19 protein-coding genes are annotated in these 21,656 nt (G+C 67.1%); 7 read left to right on the top strand and 12 right to left on the bottom strand.

Going from position 1 to position 21,656, the window contains the following annotated elements; genetic code table 11:
* Positions 1-27: 27 nt before the first annotated feature.
* From E6C72_RS07890 to E6C72_RS07925, 8 genes are all read right to left on the bottom strand, one after another.
* Positions 28-1,536 carry an AMP nucleosidase gene (locus tag E6C72_RS07890; protein WP_109087178.1) on the bottom strand — a complete coding sequence of 503 codons (1,509 nt, stop codon included), beginning with the start codon at positions 1,534-1,536 and terminating at the stop codon, positions 28-30.
* Positions 1,537-1,637: 101 nt separating this feature from the next.
* The gene (ftsY, locus tag E6C72_RS07895) at positions 1,638-2,894 is read right to left on the bottom strand and encodes a signal recognition particle-docking protein FtsY (RefSeq protein ID WP_109087177.1); all 1,257 of its coding nucleotides are present in this window, start codon (positions 2,892-2,894) and stop codon (positions 1,638-1,640) included.
* Between the two features lie 22 nt (positions 2,895-2,916).
* A complete protein-coding gene (gene mtaB, locus E6C72_RS07900; RefSeq protein ID WP_109087176.1) occupies positions 2,917-4,188 on the bottom strand; it encodes a tRNA (N(6)-L-threonylcarbamoyladenosine(37)-C(2))-methylthiotransferase MtaB in 1,272 nt (423 codons plus the stop codon).
* Positions 4,185-5,021: a diaminopimelate epimerase gene (gene dapF / locus E6C72_RS07905; RefSeq protein WP_109087175.1), complete on the bottom strand. Its 837-nt coding sequence runs from the start codon at positions 5,019-5,021 to the stop codon at positions 4,185-4,187. The genes mtaB and dapF overlap by 4 nt, the downstream gene beginning before the upstream one ends.
* Positions 5,022-5,112: 91 nt before the next feature.
* Complete coding sequence (locus E6C72_RS07910; protein WP_109087174.1) at positions 5,113-5,541, bottom strand: GtrA family protein; 429 nt, start codon at positions 5,539-5,541, stop codon at positions 5,113-5,115.
* Entirely contained in the window at positions 5,541-6,602 is a 1,062-nt protein-coding gene (locus E6C72_RS07915) for a glycosyltransferase family 2 protein (RefSeq protein ID WP_109087173.1), read from the bottom strand. The genes E6C72_RS07910 and E6C72_RS07915 overlap by 1 nt, the downstream gene beginning before the upstream one ends.
* Before the next feature lie 97 nt (positions 6,603-6,699).
* The gene (locus E6C72_RS07920) at positions 6,700-8,340 is read right to left on the bottom strand and encodes a hypothetical protein (RefSeq protein ID WP_109087241.1); all 1,641 of its coding nucleotides are present in this window, start codon (positions 8,338-8,340) and stop codon (positions 6,700-6,702) included.
* A 107-nt stretch (positions 8,341-8,447) separates the two neighbouring features.
* Positions 8,448-9,353 carry a LysR substrate-binding domain-containing protein gene (locus E6C72_RS07925; RefSeq protein WP_109087172.1) on the bottom strand — a complete coding sequence of 302 codons (906 nt, stop codon included), beginning with the start codon at positions 9,351-9,353 and terminating at the stop codon, positions 8,448-8,450.
* A 104-nt stretch (positions 9,354-9,457) separates the two neighbouring features.
* On the opposite strand from E6C72_RS07925, the gene E6C72_RS07930 reads away from it, so the two are divergent.
* The 3 genes from E6C72_RS07930 to leuB all read left to right on the top strand — a co-directional run bounded on the left by E6C72_RS07930 (position 9,458) and on the right by leuB (position 12,643).
* Positions 9,458-10,660 (top strand): MFS transporter, encoded by a 1,203-nt coding sequence (locus E6C72_RS07930; protein ID WP_247875862.1) that lies wholly within the window; start codon positions 9,458-9,460, stop codon positions 10,658-10,660.
* A 182-nt stretch (positions 10,661-10,842) separates the two neighbouring features.
* On the top strand, positions 10,843-11,454 hold the full coding sequence (gene leuD / locus E6C72_RS07935) for a 3-isopropylmalate dehydratase small subunit (RefSeq protein ID WP_109087170.1): 612 nt from the start codon (positions 10,843-10,845) through the stop codon (positions 11,452-11,454).
* Between the two features lie 73 nt (positions 11,455-11,527).
* On the top strand, positions 11,528-12,643 hold the full coding sequence (leuB, locus tag E6C72_RS07940) for a 3-isopropylmalate dehydrogenase (protein ID WP_109087169.1): 1,116 nt from the start codon (positions 11,528-11,530) through the stop codon (positions 12,641-12,643).
* A gap of 119 nt (positions 12,644-12,762) precedes the next feature.
* Here the strand turns inward: leuB and E6C72_RS07945 are convergent, their stop codons facing one another.
* Positions 12,763-13,053, bottom strand: a complete 291-nt coding sequence (locus tag E6C72_RS07945) for a general stress protein (protein WP_109087168.1) — start codon at positions 13,051-13,053, stop codon at positions 12,763-12,765.
* Between the two features lie 529 nt (positions 13,054-13,582).
* On the opposite strand from E6C72_RS07945, the gene E6C72_RS07950 reads away from it, so the two are divergent.
* Together E6C72_RS07950 and E6C72_RS07955 are read left to right on the top strand one after the other, a co-directional pair.
* On the top strand, positions 13,583-13,978 hold the full coding sequence (locus E6C72_RS07950; RefSeq protein ID WP_109087167.1) for a response regulator: 396 nt from the start codon (positions 13,583-13,585) through the stop codon (positions 13,976-13,978).
* A gap of 72 nt (positions 13,979-14,050) precedes the next feature.
* Positions 14,051-15,496 carry a hypothetical protein gene (locus E6C72_RS07955; RefSeq protein ID WP_247882034.1) on the top strand — a complete coding sequence of 482 codons (1,446 nt, stop codon included), beginning with the start codon at positions 14,051-14,053 and terminating at the stop codon, positions 15,494-15,496.
* 13 nt (positions 15,497-15,509) lie between these two features.
* Here E6C72_RS07955 and E6C72_RS07960 read toward each other — a convergent pair whose 3' ends face one another.
* Positions 15,510-16,379 (bottom strand): CoA ester lyase, encoded by an 870-nt coding sequence (locus E6C72_RS07960; protein WP_109087166.1) that lies wholly within the window; start codon positions 16,377-16,379, stop codon positions 15,510-15,512.
* A 225-nt stretch (positions 16,380-16,604) separates the two neighbouring features.
* Between E6C72_RS07960 and pdxY the strand changes: the two genes are divergently transcribed.
* Positions 16,605-17,465: a pyridoxal kinase PdxY gene (pdxY, locus tag E6C72_RS07965; protein WP_109087165.1), complete on the top strand. Its 861-nt coding sequence runs from the start codon at positions 16,605-16,607 to the stop codon at positions 17,463-17,465.
* A 19-nt stretch (positions 17,466-17,484) separates the two neighbouring features.
* On the opposite strand, the gene E6C72_RS07970 is transcribed toward pdxY, so the two are convergent.
* On the bottom strand, positions 17,485-19,689 hold the full coding sequence (locus E6C72_RS07970) for an ATP-binding protein (protein WP_109087164.1): 2,205 nt from the start codon (positions 19,687-19,689) through the stop codon (positions 17,485-17,487).
* A gap of 278 nt (positions 19,690-19,967) precedes the next feature.
* On the opposite strand from E6C72_RS07970, the gene zapE reads away from it, so the two are divergent.
* The gene (zapE, locus tag E6C72_RS07975; RefSeq protein WP_109087163.1) at positions 19,968-21,140 is read left to right on the top strand and encodes a cell division protein ZapE; all 1,173 of its coding nucleotides are present in this window, start codon (positions 19,968-19,970) and stop codon (positions 21,138-21,140) included.
* Positions 21,141-21,161: 21 nt separating this feature from the next.
* On the opposite strand, the gene E6C72_RS07980 is transcribed toward zapE, so the two are convergent.
* Positions 21,162-21,638 carry a hypothetical protein gene (locus tag E6C72_RS07980; protein ID WP_136700699.1) on the bottom strand — a complete coding sequence of 159 codons (477 nt, stop codon included), beginning with the start codon at positions 21,636-21,638 and terminating at the stop codon, positions 21,162-21,164.
* Positions 21,639-21,656: the final 18 nt, after the last annotated feature.

Consider the following 21,656-nt stretch of genomic DNA (forward strand, 5'->3'; position numbering starts at 1 on the left):
GCGGGTCTTGCACCCGCTCCCTCTTCCTTACTGGAACGCCACTTCCGCCAGACTGCGCAGCTTGCGGGAGTGCAGCGTCTCCATCCCGTGCTCGCGCAGCAACTCCATCGCCAGCACGCCGATCTTCAGATGCTGGTCGACCCGCTCGCGATAGAAGCGGTCCGCCATGCCCGGCAGCTTCAGCTGCCCATGCATCGGCTTGTCCGACACGCACAGCAACGTCCCGTACGGCACGCGGAAGCGGAAACCGTTCGCGGCGATCGTTGCGCTTTCCATGTCCAGCGCGATGGCGCGGCTCTGGCTGAAGCGCATCAGCGGTTCGCGGTGGTCGCGCAGTTCCCAGTTCCGGTTGTCGATGGTCGCCACCGTGCCGGTGCGCATGATCCCCTTCAGGTCGAAACCCGACAGCCCGGTCACCCGTTCCACCGCCGTTTCCAGCGCCCGCTGCACCTCGGCCAGCGCCGGCACCGGCACCCACAGCGGCAGATCGGCGTCCAGCACATGGTCCTCGCGGACATAGCCGTGGGCCAGCACATAGTCGCCCAGCCGCTGGGTATGCCGCAGGCCGGCGCAATGGCCCAGCATCAGCCACGCATGCGGTCGGAGCACCGCGATGTGGTCGGTGATCGTCTTGGCGTTGGACGGGCCGACGCCGATGTTCACCAGCGTGATGCCGTTGCCGTCCGGCCGTTTCAGGTGGTAGGCCGGCATCTGCGGCATGCGTGCCAGCTTGCCCGCAGGAACTTCGGCGAAACCGCCCCGATTCTGGTTGGTGGTGACGATGTCGCCGGGCTCGACGAAACTGTCATACTGCGCCCGGTAGGCCGCCAGATCGGCATCGCCGGTCGGCTCCATGATCTCGCGCGACAGCCGGATGAACTCGTCGACATAGAACTGGTAGTTGGTGAACAGGACGAAGTTCTGGAAATGCTCCGGCGCCGTCGCGGTGTAGTGGCGCAGCCGGTGCAGCGAGAAGTCCACCCGAGGAGCCGTGAACAGGGCCAGCGGCTTCACCGCGTCCGGCCCGCCGTCGAAGGTGCCGTTGACGATGGTGTCGTCCATCCGCGCCAGATCGGGCAGGTCGAACAGGTCCGGCAGCTTGGTCAGTCGGTCCGGCGGCAGGTCGCCTTCGACATACATGCCGTTCGGAAAGGCGAAGTGGATCGGGATCGTCTCCTCGCTGACGCCGACCTCCAGCGGGACGCCGTGGTTGCGCAGCAAAAGCGTGAACTGTTCCAGCAGATAGCGCTCGAACAGATCGGGCCGTGTCACCGTGGTCGAATGGACGCCGACCCCCTCGACGAAGCCGTATGACAGCCGGGTATCGACCGCCACCCCGGACACTGCGGTCATCCGCACATAGGGATAATAGGCCCGGTTCCGCCCGCCTTCCTCCTCGCCCTGGGTGTAGGCGGAGAAACGGTCGCGCAGGTAGGCCGTGTTGCGTTCGTAAATGTCGCGCACACAGGCCAGCGCGGCTTTGGCATCGGTGAAGCGCCCGGCCGACCCGGGCTGGAGCGGGGCTTTATCAGTCATGCCGTCAAAGATGGAGTACGAACGACCGGCTGGGAAGGCCGAATTTCGGCCAACCCCCAGCATTCAGCCATTCGGCGATGACGGAGACCGCCTCCCGCCGGTCAGTCGGCGCCCAGCCCCATCAGCGACTTGGCGAAGGCATCGGCATCGAACGGGCGCAGGTCGTAGACGCCCTCGCCGACGCCGATGGCGTGGACCGGGATCCTGAACTTCTCGGCCAGCGAGACCAGAACGCCGCCGCGGGCGGAGCCGTCCAGCTTGGTGAGGATCAGGCCGTTGACGTTGACCATGTCGCGGAAGATCTCCACCTGGCTGTGCGCGTTCTGGCCGGTGGTGGCGTCCAGCGTCAGCAGGGTGGTGTGCGGCGCCGTCTCGTCCAGCTTCTTGATGACGCGGACGATCTTGCGCAGTTCCTCCATCAGCCCGGTCTTGTTCTGAAGCCGGCCGGCGGTGTCGATCAGCAGGACGTCGACGCCTTCGGCCTTGGCGCGTTCCAGCGCGTCATAGGCCAGACCAGCGGCGTCCGCCCCGGTGTCGCGGGCGACGACCGGGCAGCCGGTGCGCTCGCCCCAGATCTTCAGCTGGCTGACCGCGGCGGCGCGGAAAGTGTCGCCGGCGGCCAGCATCACGCTCCTGCCTTCCGCCTTGAACTGGCGGGCCAGCTTGCCGATGGTGGTGGTCTTGCCGGTGCCGTTGACGCCGACGACCAGGATGACATGCGGCTTCAGCGCCGGGTCCAGCACCAGCGGCTTGGCGACCGGCGTGACGATCTTCGACACCTCGGCGGCGAGCGTCGCCTTGACCTCCTCCGGCGAGACCTCCTTGCCGAAGCGGGTGCGCGCCAGTTCCGCCGTGACCTTGGCCGCGGTGGCCGGGCCGAGGTCGGCGGTGATCAGCAGCTCTTCCAGCTCCTCCAGCGCCTCGTCGTCCAGCTTGCGCTTGGTGAAGATGCTGGTGATGCCGTCGGTCAGTTTTGAGGAGGACTTCGACAGCCCTTCCTTGAGCTTGGCGAACCAGCCTTTCTTGGTCGGCGGCGCTTCTTCGGCGGCGGCAACGTCCGCCGGGGCGGCAGTCGCGGCGACTGGCACCGGGATGGCAACAGGCGGCGGCTCGACCGGTTCGGCAACGGCGGGTGGGATGGCCGGAGTCAGCGCGATGGGAATCGGCGGAGCGGGTGCCGATTCGGGCTCCGGCTCGGCTCCCGGCTCGGGCGGAGGGGCCGGCGGTTCCGTCGTCCTTTCCGGCTCCGGTTCCGGCGCGGGGGTGGCGGACTCCTGGGTGACCGGTTGGTCCTTCGCCGCCTCGTCCTGCGGAGCGGTCTCTTCGGGCTTCTTGCGGCCGAACCAGCGGAAAATCATGGAGTGTCCACTATAAGAGAGGTCAGAGCGGGGTGCCGGTCAGCACGCCGTCCTTGAGGCCGGTGATGGCGGCGGGCACCAGCGAGCCGGGCGGGAAGGGCTGGCCCAGGCGGATCGCGGCGAAATGCTCGGTGCGGCCCAGATCGTCCTTTTCCACCAGCACCGTCGCGGTGCGGCCGACGAGGCTCGCCAGCGTACGGGCCTCCGCCGCTTCGCCGACGGCGCGCAGCCGGGCGGCGCGCTCCTTGCGGATGGCGCCATCAACCTGTGGCATGCGGGCGGCCGGCGTGCCGGGGCGCGGGCTGTAGGGGAAGACATGCAGCCAGGTCAGGCCGCACTCCTCCACCAGCCGCATGGTGTTCTCGAACATCTCCTCGGTCTCCGTCGGGAAACCGGCGATGAAATCGGCGCCGAACACCACGTCGGGGCGGATCGAGCGCACCCGCTCGCAGAACGCGATGGAATCGGCGCGGCCATGGCGGCGCTTCATCCGCTTCAGCACCATGTCGTCGCCGGCCTGGAGCGACAGGTGCAGGTGCGGCATCAGGCGCGGCTCGTTCTCGATCAGGCGCCAGAGGTCGTCGTCCATCTCGATGCAGTCGATGGAGGACAGGCGCAGCCGCGGCAGATCCGGCACCAGCGCCAGCAGCCGGCGCACCATCTGCCCCAGCGACGGCGAGCCCGGCAGGTCGGGGCCGTAGCTGGTGATGTCGACGCCCGACAGCACCACCTCGTTGTAGCCGGCCTTCACCAGCGCCTGCACCTGCTCGACGATGCCGCCGATGGGGACGGAGCGCGAGGGGCCGCGGCCATAGGGGATGATGCAGAAGGTGCAGCGGTGGTCGCAGCCCTGCTGCACCTGGACGAAGGCGCGGGCGCGGTCCTCGAAGCCGCCGATCAGGTGACCGGCGGTCTCCTTCACCGACATGATGTCGTTGACCAGCACCTTCTCGGCCGGCGGCAGCCCCCAGCTTTCCGGCTGGAGCTTTTCCTGGTTGCCCAGGACCTGATCGACCTCCGGCATCGCCGCGAAGCGCTGCGGGTCGATCTGGGCGGCGCAGCCGGTGACGACGATGCGGGCGTCCGGCCGCTCGCGCCGCAGCTTGCGGATGGTCTGCCGCGCCTGCCGCTCGGCTTCCGACGTGACGGCGCAGGTGTTGACGATCACGACGTCGTCCAGCCCGGCGCTGCGCACATGGTTGCGCATCACCTCGGACTCGTAGGTGTTCAGGCGGCAGCCGAAGGTGACGATCTCGGGGCCGGTCTGCGTCGTGCTGTCCGCGCTGTCGCTCATACTGAAACCAGATCAGCGGAAAGCCGCCCGCTGAAGCTCAGTGCTATCGGGCCGGTCATCAGGACGCGGTTGTCCTCGGTCCACTCGATGGTCAGCGTGCCGCCGTCGAGGATGATGTCGGCCTTCCGGCCGGTCAGGCCGCGGCGCACGGCGGCGACCAGCGTGGCGCAGGATCCCGAGCCGCAGGCCTGGGTGATGCCGGCTCCCCGCTCCCACACCCGCATGCGGATGGCGGTGGGCGACAGCACCTGGGCGAACTCGATGTTGGCGCGCTCAGGGAAGGCCGGGTGGTTCTCGAAAACCGGACCTACCTCGTCCAGCGGCACCGCCTCGGCATCGTCGACGAAGAAGACGGCGTGCGGATTGCCCATGTTCACCGCGACGGGCGCGGCGAAGCCGCCATGCTCGACCGTCTCCACCCGCAGCGTGTCGGCCGGAGCGGCCAGCGGGATCGCAGCCCAGTCGAGGCGGGGAGCGCCCATGTCGACGGTGATCCGGCCGTTGTCGGCCCGGGTGGCGCGCAGCAGATCCGCGGCGGTCTGGAAGCTGGCATGGTCGCGCCCGCTCTGCTCCATCAGCAACCAGCCGACGCAGCGCGACGCGTTGCCGCAGGCTGCCGCCTCGCTGCCATCGGCGTTACGGATGCGCATGAAGGCATCGACGCCCGGCGCGTCGGTCTTCTCCAGCACGATGAACTGGTCGCACCCAACGCCGGTCCGGCGGTCGGCGATGGCGCGCACCTCCGCATCCGACGGGCGGTAAGGTTCGGAACGGGCGTCGATCACGACGAAGTCGTTGCCGAGGCCGTGCATCTTCAGGAATTCGCGGGTCATGGCCGCCGTTATATGGCGAGCCGTGGGAATAAGTCCATAAGGTGCCGCGCAAGGCAGATTCGCGGGCGCATCCGGCTGCCTGCGCGCGCGGCTATGCTCCTTTGAACACCAGATGCTTCGACGCGGCGAAGTTGAAGAACATGCCGGCGATGGAGCCTGCGGCCACCGCCAGGAACGGATGCTCGGCGACCGTCTGGACACCCGATTCCAGTCCGACCGAAACGCCGTAATTCACCACGCCGCCGATGGCGTTGGCGGCGATGAACTTGGCCCACTGCCGATGCAGTGGCTCGTTCACAGCACCGCGGAAGGTGAAGGCGCGGTTCAACGCCCAGGTCGCCGTCGCCGCCGCGAAGAAGGACGGCACGCGGGCGGCGAAGAATTGCAGGCCCAGCGCAAGGCCGGCATAGAGCACGGCGGTGTCGACCACCAGCCCGATGACGCCGACGATGCCGAACTTGGCGAACTGTACCCCCAGCCGGCCGAGCCGGCTGTCCAGGAGGCTCGAAACCGATGCCATCACCGGCGCCCGTCCTCGCAGGTGCCGGCCCCGCGATCCGCTGCCAGCGGCCGGTGGTTGCCCGGCGCACGCAGCGACAGGTAGCTCATGCGCTTGGCCTCGCGGCGGCCATGGGTGACGGTGTCGAGGATCAGACCGCAGGTCAGGCTGAGGAAGGCCAGCAGCATCAGCCCGGTGGCGAGCAGGGCGGTGGGGAAGCGGGGCACCAGCCCGGTCTGGAAATAGGTGGCGATCACCGGTACGCCCAGGATCACCGACAGCAGGGCCAGCAGCCCGAAGGCCGCGGAGAAGAAGGGCAGCGGCCGCTCCTCCTTCACCAGGATGATGATGGTGCGCAGGATGCGGATGCCGTCGCGGATGGTGTTCAGCTTGCTGTGCGACCCGGGCGGACGGTCCTTGTAGGGGGTCTTGACCTCGGCGATCGGCATGCGCAGCTCCAGCGCATGGACGGTCAGCTCCGTTTCTGTCTCGAAACCGCTGGCCAGCGCCGGGAAGGACTTCACGAAGCGGCGGGAGAACACCCGGTAGCCCGACAGCATGTCGCCGATGCGGCTGCCGAAGATCTTGGCGACCATGCCGGTCAGCACGAGGTTGCCGAAGCGGTGGCCGGGGCGGTAGGCGGCGACGATCTCCGTCACCCGCGCGCCGTTGACCATGTCCAGCTGCTCGTCCCACAGGCGCTTCACCAGTTCCGGCGCGCTGGGGGCATGATAGGTGTCGTCGCCGTCGACCAGCACATAGACGTCCGCCTCGATGTCGGCGAACATGCGGCGCATGACGTTGCCCTTGCCCTGCAACGGCTCGCGGCGGACCACGGCGCCCGCGGCTTGCGCGACCTCCACCGTCCGGTCCTTCGAGTTGTTGTCGTAGACATAGACGACGGCGTCCGGCAGGGCCGCACGGAAGTCCTGCACCACCTTGCCGATCGCCGCCTCCTCGTTGTAGCAGGGGATCAGCACCGCGATGGTTGGGGCCGGGCCGGCCTCCGCCGCCACCGACGGCGTTCCGGAAGCGTCGGCAGCCGGGGTGAGGGCGGGGCGGTCGATGGTGGATACGGTCATGGCGCTGGCTTCTGGCTGTACATGGGGTAGGCGCGGGGGGCAGTCACGGCGAGGCGGACACGGCTTTCAGCGGCGATAAACAGCACAAACGCCGCGATTATTCCACTGTCTCCCTTTTGTCGCCCGCCCGGTCAACGGCGCATAGGTTCAGGGTCTCACCCAGATTGTTGGGGATCGGCCGGCAGCGCTGCTGGTCCACCCGCAGGCCGAGCAGCTCGGCCGCCTTCGCCGCGCCCGGCGTGTCAGGGATGGTGCTCAGCATCAGGACGGGGCCGCGGTGCGAGGCGACCTTGTCCTTCATGATGGCGAGATAGCCGTTGCCGACCGAATCCGGCTGCAGGAAGTTGGACTGGATGCGCACGAAGGTGACCCGCTCCGGGAAGGATGGGATGACGTGCGAAATCGCCCAGTAGCCGGCCATCAGCACCATGGTGTCGTCCGGATTGCCGATCGGCGGCACCTCGGCCGTCACCCACCTGCCGTCTGCACCATTCGGCCAGGCGACCCGCCCCCAGTCGGCCGGCTGCACCGTCAGCTGCACCAGCGCCAGCAGCGCAACGGCCAGTCCGATGCGCAGTCGCCGTGCCAGCGGCAGCAGCCCGACCGCCATCACCAGCCCCAGCGGGGCCAGCATCTCCAGCGGCACCAGATAGCGGTAGATGCAGAACATCACCACCCACAGCGCGTAGGTGACGGTCATCGCCGTCAGCAGGAACCGCGTCGCCGGCGCAGCCGTCAGCCAAACGTTCCGTTTCCCCGACAGGCCGGCGCCGATCGCGCAGACGACCCCGGCCGGCACCAGCACGAACAGCGCCAGCACCCGCAGGTCGAAGAACGGCACCTCGCCCACCGTCAGGGGAGAAAAGGTGAAGACGAAGGGGAAGAACAGCCGCTGCCACAGGCCGGGAGGGAAGAAGCTGACATTGACATAGTCGGACAACGCGGCGAAGGGCGACTTGAAGATGTGGTTCATGTGCGGGAAGACCGGGTTCCCGTAATCGTGCCAAAGATGGGCCATCCACACGCCGCCGCCCAGCGCCAGCCCGACCAGCACGCCGATGCCGAAGAAGAAGGCCAGCCACAACCGACGCCACGGCCGGGCGGGCAGGGCCAGGAAGCCCAGGCACAGCCCGACCGCATAGATCACGGTCGGGTTCTTCAGCCCCATCGCCGCCCCGGCCAGCAAACCGGCCGCGGCGACCCGGGCGAAGCTGGACAGCGCCCGGCCGTCGAGGATGCCCGGTAGGCTGCCGGCGACCACCGCCGCCGCACCCAGCACGCCCAGGCTGACCACATTGTCCTGGAAGGTGGTGCCGATCAGCCCCAGCGTCCCGCCGCCCAGCCCGCCCATCACCGCGAGCGCCATGGCGACCAGCGTCCGTTTCAGGGCCGGAACGTTTCTCAGGCAAAATGATGCCAGCAGATACAGCAGCGACAGATTGATGCCTTGAAGAGTTCCCCACAGGAAGCCCGCCACCCGCGCCGGCAGATGGGTCGCCAGCCAATAGAAAGGCACGTCGAGGAAGGGGCTGTAGAAGGTCGGCATCTGCGCCGCCAGCAGATCGCGGCCGATCCGCCCGGTCAGCATCGCATAGCCGTTGTACCAGTGGTAATTCCGCAGATCCCAGTTGGCATCCATCCCGAAGGCCAGCGTCAGCAGCCCATAGGCTGGCGGTGCCAGCAGCAGGAAGGCGATGCCGATCAGGCGGGCGCTGTGGTCGTCATCATGTCTCGGCATCGGATCGGGCATCGATCGGGCGGGCCTTCGTTCGTTCAGGTGGGCACGGCAGATTGGCTGGCGCCTTGGTATGCGGCCCGGCCGCCGGCCGCAAGGGGCGGTGCGGGTCAGCCCGAAATTGCCGGGCCGTCCTGCCCGCGTAGCCAGTCGGCCAGACCGGGCAGGGCGACATGGTCGCGGTGGCGGTGCTCCAGCAGGAAATAGCGACCGGTCTCCGCTGCCGGACAGCCGGGGACCGGCACCAGCCTCCCGTCAGCCAACTGCCGCTCGATGAACAGCAGCGGTACCAGGGCTATTCCCAGACCATCCTCCGCCGCCTGGATGGCGACATAGGTATGGTCGACCTCCAGCCGGTTGCGCAGCCGGTCGGCTCCGATGCGGTTGGCGGCGCACCAGTGCGGCCACAGGTCCGGCCGCGCCCGAATGGCGATGACGGTGTGGCCGGCCAGCCCGTCCGGCATCGCGGCGCCATCCAGCTCCGCCAGCAGCCGCGGGCTGCATACCGGCGCCGACCGCTCCGCCATCAGCGGATGAGGCGTGAGTCCGGCGAAATGTCCGGGATCGCGGCGGATGGCGTAATCGAGCGGGCGCGACAGGTCGATGCGGTCGGGGGCGGTGAACAGCGACAGCTCGACATCGGGGAAGGCCGCCTTGAAGGCGGGCAGGCGCGGCAGCAGCCAATGCATGGCGAAGGTCGGGATGCAGTCCAGGTGCAGGACACGCCCGTCGCCGGCCTCGCGCAGGCTGCCGGTGGCCGTCGCCAGCTGGTCGAACAGCTCGGCCACCCGAACGAAATAGCGCGCGCCGACCAGGGTTAGACGCACCTGCCGCCGCGAGCGGTCGAACAGGTCCAGCCCCAGCCACTCCTCCAGCAGGCACACCTGCCGGCTGACCGCCCCGGTGGTGACGCACAGCTCCTCGGCGGCGGCGCGGAAGCTGCCGTGGCGGGCAGCGGCGACGAAGGCGCGCAGCGCATTGAGCGGGGGAAGCGAAGTGTTCGGTCGGTCGGCCATCCGTTGAATTTTTCTCAACGGTCATCGCAGAACAAGTCGTTTTTCGCGCCATCGCCCTGCCGTTACCGTAGGGCTGTGGCGCGATCGGCAGAAAGTGGCGGAGCGTGGACGGAAAAGCGGGACCGGTGGTGCCGGCGCGGCTGGTGTGGGCGCTGGGGACGTCGCAGCTTCTCTGCTGGGGCGTGTCCTATTACCTGATCGGCCTGTTCGGCGAGGTGATGGCGGCCGACCTGGGGCAGGGGTTGCCGGCGATCCATGGCGGCTTCACCCTGGCCCTGGTGGTGATGGGGCTGGTGTCGTCTGCCGTCGGCCGCGCCATCGACCGGCGGGGCGGCCGGGCGGTGATGGTCGCCGGCTCCCTCCTGATGGCGGCGGGCTGCGTCGGGCTGGCGCTGGCCCACGGGCTGGTCCTTTACTATGCCTCCTGGGTGCTGCTCGGCCTCGCCATGCGGATGGCGCTGTACGATGCCGCCTTCGCCGCGCTCGCCCGCATCGGCGGTCGGGCGGCGCGTACGCCGATCTCGCAGATCACCTTGCTGGGCGGCCTGGCCTCCAGCCTCATGTGGCCGGTCGGGCAATGGTTGGCGGACGGCCTGGGCTGGCGCGGTGCGCTGTGCATGTACGCGCTGCTGGCGCTGGCGACCATACCGCTTCACCTGTTGATCCCGCCGGATCGTCATGCCGAACCGGTGCCGGCGGACGGTCGCATGCCCGGAATGCCGGCCCCGGCCCCGCCGTCCTCCACGCTCGCGGCCATCCTCTATGCGCTGATCATGGCGCTGACCGGCATGCTGAATTCCGGCCTGTCGGCCCACATGATCGGCATGCTGGCCGGGCTGGGCATGCTTCCGGCGCTGGCAGTCTGGGTGTCCACCCTGCGTGGCGTCGGCCAGTCGGCGGCACGGCTGGCGGAGATTCAGTTCGGCAAGCGGCTGTCGGCCTTCGGCCTCGCCATCCTGGCGACCGGGCTGATCGTGCCCTGCTTCCTGCTGCCGGTGGGATTCGGCGCGGCGCCGGCGGCGGGCATCGGCTTCGCGCTGCTGTTCGGGGCGGGCAACGGGTTGGTCACCATCGTGCGCGGCGCCCTGCCGCTGGCCCTGTTCGACCCGGCCCGCTATGGCCAGATCGTGGGGCGCCTGATCACCCCCGGCTTCTTCGTCTCCGCCCTGGCGCCGCTGCTCTACGCGCTGGTGATCGAGCATTTCGGCGATGCGGCGGCGCTGTGGATGTCTTTCCTGCTGGCATTGGCGGCACTGGCGGCGGCGCTGGTCCTGGCGCTGCGTTTCGGCGGGCGAAACCGGGCCTGATCGCGACGATCCGCAAGGGTTCGCGCAACAATGATGCGTGACGGTGCATTCATGCATGCCTGTTCGCTCATTGCGTGCCGGGAAAAGGGCAAGCTTCCTCTGGCAATGGCCTGTTCGGTCTGCTATTCACCACGCTCTGCATGCGCACGCTTGCGCCTTCTTGCGCGACAGGATTTCTGGCGATGGAAAAGTTCACGGTTCTCACCGGCGTTGCGGCGCCGCTGCCGATGATCAACGTCGACACCGACATGATCATACCCAAGCAGTTCCTGAAGACCATCAAGCGGACGGGGCTTGGCAAGCATCTGTTCGACGAGATGCGTTACACCCCCGATGGGCAGGAGATCCCGGACTTCGTCCTGAACAAGCCGGCCTACCGCAAGGCCAGCATCATGGTGGCGGGTGACAATTTCGGCTGCGGCTCCTCGCGCGAGCATGCGCCGTGGGCGCTGGCCGATTTCGGCATCCGCTGCATCATCGCCCCCAGCTTCGCCGACATCTTCTACAACAACTGTTTCAAGAACGGCATCCTGCCGATCAAGTTGCCGAAGGAGCAGGTCGACCTGCTGCTCGACGACGCATCGCGCGGGTCGAACGCCGTCATCACGGTCGACCTTGAGAAGCAGACCATCACCGGCCCGGACGGCGGCACCATCTCCTTCGAGCTGGACCCCTTCCGCAAGCATTGCCTGCTGAACGGCCTGGACGACATCGGCCTGACGCTGCAGCAGTCGGCCCATATCGACGGGTACGAGGGCAAGCAGCGCGCCGGCCAGCCGTGGATGTGGGGCTGACCGCCTTACGTCCTCCTCCGATCCTCTTCAACTTCTGTCTTCTTGACGTCTGACATTTGGGAGTGCGCCCGCCATGGCCGCCAATAAGAAGCTTCTGTTCCTCCCCGGTGACGGTATCGGCCCGGAGGTGATGCGCCAGGTTCGCCGGGTCATCGACTGGATGGACCGCAAGCGCAAGATCACCTTCGACGTGTCCGAAGGGCTGGTCGGCGGCGCGGCCATCGACGCCCACGGCGTTCCGCTGTCCGACGCCACCCTGGCCGAGGCGCTGGCGGTGGATGCGGTGATGCTGGGTGCGGTCGGCGGTCCGAAGTGGGACAATCCGACCGACTACACCAAGCGTCCGGAAGCCGGCCTGCTGACGCTGCGCAAGGAACTGGGGCTGTTCGCCAACCTGCGCCCGGCCGTGGTGTTCGACGCGCTGGTCGACGCCTCGACCCTGAAGGCCGACGTCATTCGCGGCCTGGACATCCTGATCGTCCGCGAGCTGACCGGCGGCGTCTATTTCGGTGAGCCGCGCGGCATCACCGACATCGGCAACGGCGAGCGTCGCGGCGTCAACACCCAGGTCTACACCACGTCGGAAATCCGCCGCGTCGCCCGCGTCGCGTTCGAGCTGGCCCGCAAGCGCGGCAACAAGCTCTGCTCGATGGAAAAGGCGAACGTCATGGAGTCCGGCCTGCTGTGGCGGCAGGAAGTGACCAAGCTGCATCAGGAAGAGTTCCAGGACGTCGAGCTGAGCCACATGTACGCCGACAACGGCGCCATGCAGCTGCTGAAGAACCCGAAGCAGTTCGACGTGATCGTCACCGACAACCTGTTCGGCGACATCCTGTCGGACGAGGCGGCGATGATGACCGGCTCGCTCGGCATGTTGCCGTCGGCCTCGCTGGGCGCCCCGGATGCCGCCGGCAACCGCAAGGCCCTGTACGAGCCGGTCCACGGTTCCGCTCCGGACATCGCCGGCCGCGATCTGGCCAACCCCTGCGCCACGCTGCTGTCCTTCGCGATGTGCCTGCGCTACTCGTTCAACCTGGACGAGGATGCCAAGCTGATCGAGCGGGCCATCCAGAACGTGCTGGGCGGCGGCATGCGCACGTCCGACATCATGGCTCCGGGCATGGCGCGCTGCTCCACCACCGTGATGGGCGACTCGATCCTGCGCGAGCTGGACAAGCTGGCCTCCTGATCGGTCCTCTGAACGGCGTTCAGAAAAAAGCCCCCGTCCGCGAGGATGGGGGCTTTTTCGTCTGCACGGGTCGCAACACTTCAATCTTCCCGGTTAATCGCCGCACTCAATCGCCGCGGTCAATCGCCACCCGCCGGACGCTCGGCCGTGCGTCCGCCATGGCTCGCCTGTCCGCCCTTGCGGCCGGCTTCCGCCGCCAGCGACGGGTTCTTGGAGAAGCTTCGCGAGGATGCGGGCACGCTGCGCCCACCCTTGCGACCGGCTTCCGCCGCGAGTTCCGGGTTCTTTGAAAAGCTGCGCTTGTCGGCCGGTACGCTTTCACCGCCCTTGCTGGCGATTTGGCGTTGCCGATCAGGGTCCATCGACGCGAAGCCGCGGCCCGACGTCCGATTGCTCTCTTTCGAGGCCATAACCAACCTCCGACTGTGCCTTGCTGAATTGACAACCAACGGGCGGCTGGCTGGTTCCTGCTTCGTCGCATTAAAATCGCCCGTTCCGTCCGCAGGCCCGAACGGTCGCACCAGGGGTTGCTCTTCCCTTTATTGGTCGGTTGTATAGTTTTCCGGCTGGCGCATTTTTCCGATAGAAGGCGAAGAATTTTATCTCGCACTCGATGGTGCTCGGCAAAGTGATCCAGGCATAGCCACCAGGGGCTACAAGCTCTGCTGTTGAAATATTTCTTGTCAAATTTCCGGAAAACAATTCAATTCAACGGAATTTCCACGAAATAACATAAAAATACCTCAGCAAGTCGGCTCGGAATATCTCGGTGATATGACAATGTTTCCGAAAACTAATACTTTGTCTTTCCAAAAAACATGACGATTTTTCTGGATTTTTTGAAGATATCTTTAAGAAATTAGAAATGCATTCTGACGCTTGATTGTGGGGTTGGTGGATCCGATGCCGGGCGGGGTTCATTGGGCGGGGGAGGGTGCCATGCAGACCGTGCTGGTGGTTGACGACGATCCCGTGCTGCGGCTGACGTTGCGTCGCCTTCTTGAAAGTGCGGGAGTGGGGGTTGCCGAGGCGCAGAATGGTGAAGAGGCCATGCGGCTGTTCCGGGCCAATCGGCCGGATCTGGTGATCTGCGATCTGGTGATGCCATTCGCCGACGGTCTTCAGACGATCATGCGCATGCGGCGTTTGGAACCCGCGGTCAAGATCGTCGCCATTTCCGGCGGCGGCCGCAGTAAGGCGATGGAGTTGCTGGCGGTCGCGCGGCAGATGGGGGCCGATCATGCGCTGGCGAAGCCGATCGAACGCAGCCAGATCGCGCTGATCGTGGATTTCTGCGGGCGCGATTGCGGCAGTCTGCCTTCGGGTCGTCTGTAAAGCAGCGGCGGCAGGGGGGTAGCCGGAAGTTTCAGGAGGAGTTATCGGGTGGTGAGGCGGACGATGGCGTCCATGCGGCGACTGGTGCGCCGATGGTTCAGTCAGACCGGAGCGGCCGGTCCGCTGCCCTCGTCGGCCGCCGGGCATTCCGCCAATACGCCAAGGACGATGCCAACGGAGGAAAGCCGGCAGGAACTGCGCGCGCTGGAGCAGCGGCTGTGGCGCTTGCTGATGCAGCCGTCGGTCGCATCGACCGGCAGGGTCCATCTGCTCGATCTCGGCATGATGCGGGATCGTTTGGGGGTGGGGTGGCCGGCCTTGCGGCCGCGGGTTCTGACCGCCGCCGACACCATCATCGATCGCTATCTGACCCGCAACGACATCCGCTTCCGAACCGCCGGCGATGACTACATCCTGGTTTTCGCCTCGCTCGAACGTCATGCGGCTGCGCTGGTCTGCGCCAGGGTTGCGCAGGAATTGCTGCAGCTCTTTCTCGGCGACGACCGTGCGGCCGACCTCCGCGTTTCGACCGCCGTCGGCGTGTTGGATGGAAAAATCCGGTTCGAGCATGCCCTTGCGACGGTCCTTCTCGCCGAGGCGCGTCTAGGGGTGGAGCCCGCGGGCGCGCGATCCCACGAGCAGGAGAACGCCTCTGCGTCGGCCATCGGGGCGGGACAGGACGGCTTCCCCTTGATGTCCGGCGCGATCCTCTACGCCGACGATGGGGGTGGCAAGGCCAAGCCCGTCCTGCGCCAGCTGAGGCTGTCGCCCGACGATGCCGGCCGGTTCGGCATCCGATACCGGCCGGTCTGGGACATCGGCCAGCAGGTGATCTCCACCTACATGGGCACGCCGGTGCGCATCTTTCCCGACGAATCCTTCATCGAGGGCGTGGCGGCGCTGAATTCCCTCACCGATGCCATGGAGATCCTGCAACTGGATGCCGATGCCCTGGTCGGGTCGGTGGAGATCCTGAACGGCCTGTTCCGCAACAAATCGCGGTTGATGATGTCGGTGCCGATCTGTTTCGAAACGCTGGCGGCCCGCCGGACCCGGCTGCCCTTCCTGGAGATCTGCCAGTCGATCCCCGACTATCTGCGCCGCTTCCTGATCTTCGAGCTTCTGCGCTTTCCGCCGGGGGTGCCGACCGGGCGGCTCAGCGAGCTGCTGCACGAGGTCAGGCCCTATTGCCGCTGGACCTTCATGCGGATGGACTTCAAGCCGCAGAGCTTTTCCGGTCTTGCCGGCACCGGTTTGAACGGAATCACCGTGGCGATGCCGGCCGACCGCTCCGCCGAAGCCCGGCTGATGGAGGAGATGAACGGCATCGTCACCGCGGCGGAGCGCGCCGGCCTGATGATCTGCGTTACCGGCCTGTCGACCACCAGCATGGTGGTGGCCGCGCGGGCGTCGGGGGTCAAGCTGGTCGCCGGAAACCGCATCGGCCCGCCGCAGGACCGGCCGCGGTCGATGATCCGCTTCGACTGGCCCGACCTGTTCCGCGACGAGGAAGAATGACGGCCGGCTTTCCTCAGAGTGCAGCGATCGCCTCCGCCAGAGTCACCAGCCGGCGGGCATTCTCGACATGCAGGTTCTCCACCAGCTTGCCGTCGACCAGCACCACACCCTTGCCGGATGCCGCGGCCTCCGCATGGGCGGCGATGATGCGATGGGCCTGGGCGATCTCCTCCGCATCGGGGGCGAAGGCGGTGTTGCAGGCGGCGATGGTCTTGGGGTGGATCAGCGTCTTGCCGTCGAAACCCAGCTCGCGCCCCTGTCGGCATGAGGCGGCGAAGCCTTCGTCGTCGTTCAGGTCCAGATGCACGCCGTCCAGCACGGCAAGCCCATAGGCCCGCGCCGCCAGCAGGCACAGCCCCAGGCTGGTGATCATCGGCAGCCGCTGTGCCGTGTGGGCGGCATGCAGATCCTTGGCGAGATCGGAGGTGCCGAGCACCAGCCCGCCGACGGCGGGGGAGGATGCTGCGATCTCCTTGGCGTTCAGGATGCCGAGCGGCGTCTCCATCATGCACCAGACCGTCTGTCCGGCCGGCGCGCCGGCCGCGCGCAGCACCGCCTCGGCCTGCCGCACCGCGTCGGCGCTCTCCACCTTCGGCAACAGCACGGCATCGGCGCCGCTGGCCGCCGCCATGCGCAGGTCGTCATAGCCCCACGGGGTGTTCAGCCCGTTGACGCGGATGATCAGTTCCCGCCCGCCATAACCGCCGGCGGTCAGAGCGGCGGCGATGGTGTCGCGCGCCGCCACCTTGGCATCGGGAGCGACCGCATCCTCCAGGTCGAGAATCAGCCCGTCGGCGGGCAGGCCGCGCCCCTTCTCCAAGGCGCGGGCGTTCGAGCCCGGCATATAGAGCACGCTGCGGCGGGGGCGGACGGTCGTGGCCATGGCGGTATCCCGGAAATACGGATGATGGGGGGAGCCAGCTTTAGCCGCGTGTGATCACCCTGTCCATGGGCCACGCTGCCACGGCACCGCCCTGGCGTCCACCGCCCTGGCACTCATCGCCACCCATCACGCGATCCGGCGCATGGCAGCCATGCCGCCTACCCTGGCCGTAGCAGCGGAGTCGGCGGCTTTACGGCCGGCGGACCGTCGCTTACGCTCGGGCTCATGAAAAGCGTCCTGACCATCCAATCGCACGTCGCCTATGGCTATGTCGGCAACCGCGCCGCTGTCTTTCCGTTGCAGCGGTTGGGGATCGACGCCACGGCGGTGAACACCGTCCAGTTCTCCAACCACACTGGCTATGGCGCCTGGACCGGACAGGTCTTCACGGCGGAGCACATCGCCGACGTCGTCGACGGCATCGCCGCCCGCGGCGTGCTGCCGGTGCAGGACGCGGTGCTGTCCGGCTATATGGGGGCCGTCGAACTGGGGCAGGTGATCGTCGAGACGGCGGCGCGTGTGAAGGGCGTCAATCCGAAGGCGATCTACTGCTGCGACCCGGTGATGGGTGATGTCGGCCGCGGCTTCTTCGTGCGGCCCGGCCTGCCGGAATTCATCCGCGACCATGCGGTGCCCGCCGCCGACCTGATGACGCCGAACCAGTTCGAGCTGGAATATCTGACCGACCGCAAGGTGGCGACGTTGGACGACGCGCTGGCCGCCACCGCGGCTTTGCGCGCGCGCGGGCCACGGCTGGTGTTGGTCACAAGCCTGACGCGCAGTGATGCCGATCCCGACAGCATCGAGATGCTGGTGGACGGCACCGACGGTGCCTGGCTGGTGGCAACGCCGCGCCTGACCTTCGATCCGCCGCCCAACGGCTCGGGCGACGCGGTGGCGGCGCTGTTCCTCGCCCATTACCTGGCCGCTTTCGATCCGGCCGACGCGCTGGAGAAGGCGGCGGCGGCGATCTTCGCCATTTTCGCGACGACGCGGCGAATGGGCACGCGGGAGCTTCAGCTGATCGCCGCCCAGGATGATTTCGTCAATCCGCCCAGGCGTTTCAGTGCTACGCGCCTGCGCTGAACGCCTCCCCCTGGCGGCTTCAGGCCGCTGGAACCTTGGCGCGGCTGCCGATATCGCTTGAACGGTCGATCACCCGGCTCGCCGGCAGCCGCAGGGTCATGGTCGTGCCGGCGCCCGGGGTGCTGCTGCAGCTCAGCGTGCCGCCATGCAGGTCGACGAAGTTCTTCGAGATCGACAGCCCCAGCCCGGTGCCCTCGTAGCGGCGATTTGCGGCGTTCTCGGCCTGACGGAAGGGCTGGAACAGGTCGGCCATGAAGTCGGGCGGGATGCCGATGCCGGTATCGGCGACGGTCAGCACGAAGCCGCCATCCTCTTCCCGCATGGCGGCGATGGTGATGCCGCCACCGTCGGGCGTGAATTTTACGGCATTGGACAGCAGGTTCAGAATGACCTGCTTGAAGGCCCGCCGGTCGACCCACAGGGTGGCGACGGCGGCCGTCACCTCGTTGTGGATGGCGACCCCGCCGGCGGCAGCGCGGTCGCGCACCATCATCAGGCATTGTCCGACCGCCCCGTGCGCTTCAACCGCCTCCTCGCACAGCTCGAACTTGCCGGCGTCCAGCTTAGACATGTCGAGCACGGCGTTGACGATGTCCAGCAGATGCCGGCCGCTGTCGTGGATGTCGGCGATGCAGGACTTCTGCCGTTCGTTGATGGCGCCGAAGAATTGGCTGTCCAGCACCTCCGCGAAGCCGATGATGGCGTTCAGCGGGGTGCGGAGTTCGTGGCTCATGTTGGCGAGGAATTCGCTCTTCGCCCGGTTCGCCAGTTCCGCCTGGGTCTTGGAGGCGATCAGTTCCGCCTCCTGCTGCTTGCGCCGGGTCATGTCGCGGATGACGCCGACATAGATGCGCGGCTCGTCGGGACGCAGGGCGCCGACCGCAGCGGAGAAGCTGGCCGCGGCGCAGGGGCCGCTGCCCAATCGCAGATCGCTGACGGTGAAGCCCACCGGGAAGGCACGGCCGTCATGGCGCAGAGCGGTCAGGTCGCGATCGTTGGCGCCGCCGCGCGCGTCGGGGATCAGCGCCTCGATCGGCTGGCCGATCATCTCGCGTTCCGGAACGCCGAACATCATCTCCGCCGCGCGGTTGAAGGTGACGATGCGCCCGGCCCCGTCGAAGGTCACGACCGCGTCCAGCATGGAATCCAGGATGCCGCGGATCCGGCGCGAGGCGCGGGTGAGCCGGGCCTGATCCTGCTCCCGCCGGGCATGCTGGCGGACGACGAAGGCGGTCAGCAGGGCGATGGCGATTGTCATCACCGTGCCGATGGAGGTCCAGGCCGCTGTGTCGCGCCGCCATTCGACCAGCGCCGCCGCCACCGGCAGGGTCGCGACGATGACGAAGGGATAGCCCTGTACCCGCCGCACGCTGACCAGACTGTCGGTGCCAGCCCCCGGGGCCGATCCCGGACCGGGAACGGTGTCGCGGATGGTGGCGACGTCATGCGTGGCAAGCGCGGCCCACACGGCCGGCCAGTCGGTCAGCCGCGCCGGTCCGCCTTGGCCTTGCGGCCGTTGCAGCAGGATCGTGCCGTCTCCCAGTGCCAGGATCGCACCGCCCTTGCGGTCGATGTCCCGCGACTCCAGCGTCGCTGCCAGCCGTGTCGGATCGACCATGGCGACCAGCACGCCGCGGAATCCACCATCGGTATCCAGCCAGCGCCGGCTGAACGGGATGACCTGTGTTCCCATCACCCGGCTGGTGATGGCGGGGACGACATGCAGCCCCTGGATGCCGCCGTCGCGCGGACCGGTGAAATAGCTGCGGTCGGCCAGCGAAATCGTCGGAAGCGGCGCCTCGGCCGAGTGGTGCAGGGCGAAGCCGTCACTGTCCACCACCACCAGATCGGCCAGTTCCGTGAAGGCATCGCGCCGCTGGCGCAGATGGTCATGAATGGCCGTACTGCCGCGGCGGGCACCGTCCGGCAGCATGTCGAGCGCGAAGGACAGGTCGCGCAGCATCTGGTCGACTGCGAAGGCCGTCCGCAGAGTCTGCGATTCCAGCATGCGGGCAAGATCGCGGGTGGCGCGTTCGCCGGAATCCAGCGCCTCGCGCCGGCCCTGGACGATGCCGTAGCCGATCAGCGCGTTCACCACCACGATGAAGGCAAGGCCGGAGGCGGTCATCAGGAAGCGCACCGACCCCAGCCGGCCACGCAGCGCCCGTGCCAGACCGGCGGCAGAGCGGAGCAGCGTCGGGGAGGCGGACCCGGGAACGGGCATCGGCGTCGGGATTTCCTGTGGGGGTTGCGGCCGGTCGGCCAGTCCTGATTAATCGCGCCGACACCCTAAAGAAAGTGTAACCGGACGGAAATACGGGGTTTCCCACTGCGCGCAGATGCCGCGCTACAGGCAGACGCCGGCGAAGGTCTCCGAAGGGCTTTCCCGGTACTACCCCGCCGCCCTGCCATTCCCGCATGGCCGCCCCGTCTGCGGTTGCCGCGAGCGGCGCCATCCGCTAGGTAAGGGGCCATCTTGGCAGCCGGATCGCGCATATCCCCATGACCGACGGACCGCTTTCGCTCTACCGCGCCCGCCGCGGCAGCGGCACGCTTCGCCCTGATCCCGACCAGGAACTGGCGGCGGAGAAGTTCCAAAGCCTGTATCAGGCGCTGAAAGGCTATCAGCCGCAGCCCGCCGGCGACGACAGGCCCTCCGGGGGAGGCTGGCTGGAGCGGTTCGGTCTGGGCCGCCGCCGCGCCGCGCCGCCGCCGCCCGACATCGCCTCCACCGCACCGCAGGGGCTGTACATCTACGGCAGCGTCGGGCGCGGCAAGTCGATGCTGATGGACCTGTTCTATGAGACCGCTCCGGTCGACAAGAAGCGGCGCGTCCATTTCCACGAATTCATGCTGGAGATCCACCAGCGCATCCATGACCACCGCCAGTCGGGCAAGGGGAAGGGCGACGGCCCGGACGAGGCGCTGCCCGAACTGGCCCGTGCCCTGGCCAACGAGGCGTGGCTGCTCTGCTTCGACGAGTTCCATGTTACCAACATCGTCGACGCGATGATCCTTGGGCGGCTGTTCACCAACCTGTTCGACCTTGGCGTGGTGGTGGTGGCGACTTCCAACTGGCCGCCCGACATGCTGTACAAGGACGGTCTCCAGCGCGAGTTGTTCCTGCCCTTCATTGCGCTGCTGAAGGAGAAGCTGGACATCCTGTCACTGGACGGTCCGACCGACTACCGGCTGGACCGTTTGAAGGGCGTGCCGATCTATCACCATCCACTCGGGCCGGCGTCGGACGCCGCCCTCGCCAAGGCCTTTTCCGACCTCACCGGCGGTGCGGCGGGCGAGCCTTGCAGCCTGACGGTGCAGGGCCGACGGGTCGAGATCGACCGTGCCGCCAAAAGCGTCGCCTGGGTCGATTTCTGGAACCTGTGCGGCAAGCCGCTGGGGGCGGCCGATTATCTTGCCATCGCCACCCATTTCCACACGGTTCTGATCAACCATGTGCCGACGATGAAGGACGAGCTGCGCAACGAGGCCAAGCGCTTCATGACGCTGATTGACGCGCTGTACGAGCACAAGGTGAACGTCGTCATCGCCGCCGAGGGGCCGCCCGAGCGTCTCTACCCCGAAGGCACCCATGCCTTCGAGTTCGAACGCACGGTGAGCCGCCTCATGGAGATGCAGAGCGAGGACTACCTGCAACGGCAGCATCTGACTTAGGTCCGGGGCGCTCCGGCGCCACTATTTTCCGAACCGGATGTTTCGGCCGCCGGAAACGTCCACCTCCAATGACCTTGCGGCGGATCGTGCGAAAGCCAACGCGATCCGCCTTTTCTTGCCCGATCCTGCCGGCCCTGGCAGTGCGCCGTCGGCTGGCGAAGCCATGCCTTTGAGTGTGATTGGTTCAAGTGGGATCGCTTGAAGCCTGCACCCATGCCGAAAGCCAAAAATTTGGGCATCTGACCATGGCACGGCGATTCCGCGTTTTGGCGGACCGATCGAGGGATCTTGCGGTTTGGAAAATGGAATGAAAATTATTGTGTTCCGGAATGAAATTTCGCAGAAAGGGGTGAAGACAAACGGAGGTAAGGATTCACCTTGCCATTTCGCGGAATATTGCAACTTGCAACAAGGATAAACAGAAAATGTTGCCGCATTGAAATGTGGATTTTCCGAATTCTGCGATGCCTGGGGTTTGCCCCAGTTGATGAATTCCATGGGCAGAATAGCCTAATT

The organism is Azospirillum sp. TSH100 (assembly GCF_004923295.1).
Lineage (GTDB): Bacteria > Pseudomonadota > Alphaproteobacteria > Azospirillales > Azospirillaceae > Azospirillum.

Coding starts and splice junctions, on each gene's coding strand:
- E6C72_RS07890 (WP_109087178.1), bottom strand. CDS start 1,536: ATGACTGATAAAGCCCCGCTCCAGCCCGGGTCGGCCGGGCGCTTCACC.
- ftsY (WP_109087177.1), bottom strand. CDS start 2,894: ATGATTTTCCGCTGGTTCGGCCGCAAGAAGCCCGAAGAGACCGCTCCG.
- mtaB (WP_109087176.1), bottom strand. CDS start 4,188: ATGAGCGACAGCGCGGACAGCACGACGCAGACCGGCCCCGAGATCGTC.
- dapF (WP_109087175.1), bottom strand. CDS start 5,021: ATGACCCGCGAATTCCTGAAGATGCACGGCCTCGGCAACGACTTCGTC.
- E6C72_RS07910 (WP_109087174.1), bottom strand. CDS start 5,541: ATGGCATCGGTTTCGAGCCTCCTGGACAGCCGGCTCGGCCGGCTGGGG.
- E6C72_RS07915 (WP_109087173.1), bottom strand. CDS start 6,602: ATGACCGTATCCACCATCGACCGCCCCGCCCTCACCCCGGCTGCCGAC.
- E6C72_RS07920 (WP_109087241.1), bottom strand. CDS start 8,340: ATGCCGAGACATGATGACGACCACAGCGCCCGCCTGATCGGCATCGCC.
- E6C72_RS07925 (WP_109087172.1), bottom strand. CDS start 9,353: ATGGCCGACCGACCGAACACTTCGCTTCCCCCGCTCAATGCGCTGCGC.
- leuD (WP_109087170.1), top strand. CDS start 10,843: ATGGAAAAGTTCACGGTTCTCACCGGCGTTGCGGCGCCGCTGCCGATG.
- leuB (WP_109087169.1), top strand. CDS start 11,528: ATGGCCGCCAATAAGAAGCTTCTGTTCCTCCCCGGTGACGGTATCGGC.
- E6C72_RS07945 (WP_109087168.1), bottom strand. CDS start 13,053: ATGGCCTCGAAAGAGAGCAATCGGACGTCGGGCCGCGGCTTCGCGTCG.
- E6C72_RS07950 (WP_109087167.1), top strand. CDS start 13,583: ATGCAGACCGTGCTGGTGGTTGACGACGATCCCGTGCTGCGGCTGACG.
- E6C72_RS07955 (WP_247882034.1), top strand. CDS start 14,051: ATGCGGCGACTGGTGCGCCGATGGTTCAGTCAGACCGGAGCGGCCGGT.
- E6C72_RS07960 (WP_109087166.1), bottom strand. CDS start 16,379: ATGGCCACGACCGTCCGCCCCCGCCGCAGCGTGCTCTATATGCCGGGC.
- pdxY (WP_109087165.1), top strand. CDS start 16,605: ATGAAAAGCGTCCTGACCATCCAATCGCACGTCGCCTATGGCTATGTC.
- E6C72_RS07970 (WP_109087164.1), bottom strand. CDS start 19,689: ATGCCCGTTCCCGGGTCCGCCTCCCCGACGCTGCTCCGCTCTGCCGCC.
- zapE (WP_109087163.1), top strand. CDS start 19,968: ATGACCGACGGACCGCTTTCGCTCTACCGCGCCCGCCGCGGCAGCGGC.
- E6C72_RS07980 (WP_136700699.1), bottom strand. CDS start 21,638: ATGGAATTCATCAACTGGGGCAAACCCCAGGCATCGCAGAATTCGGAA.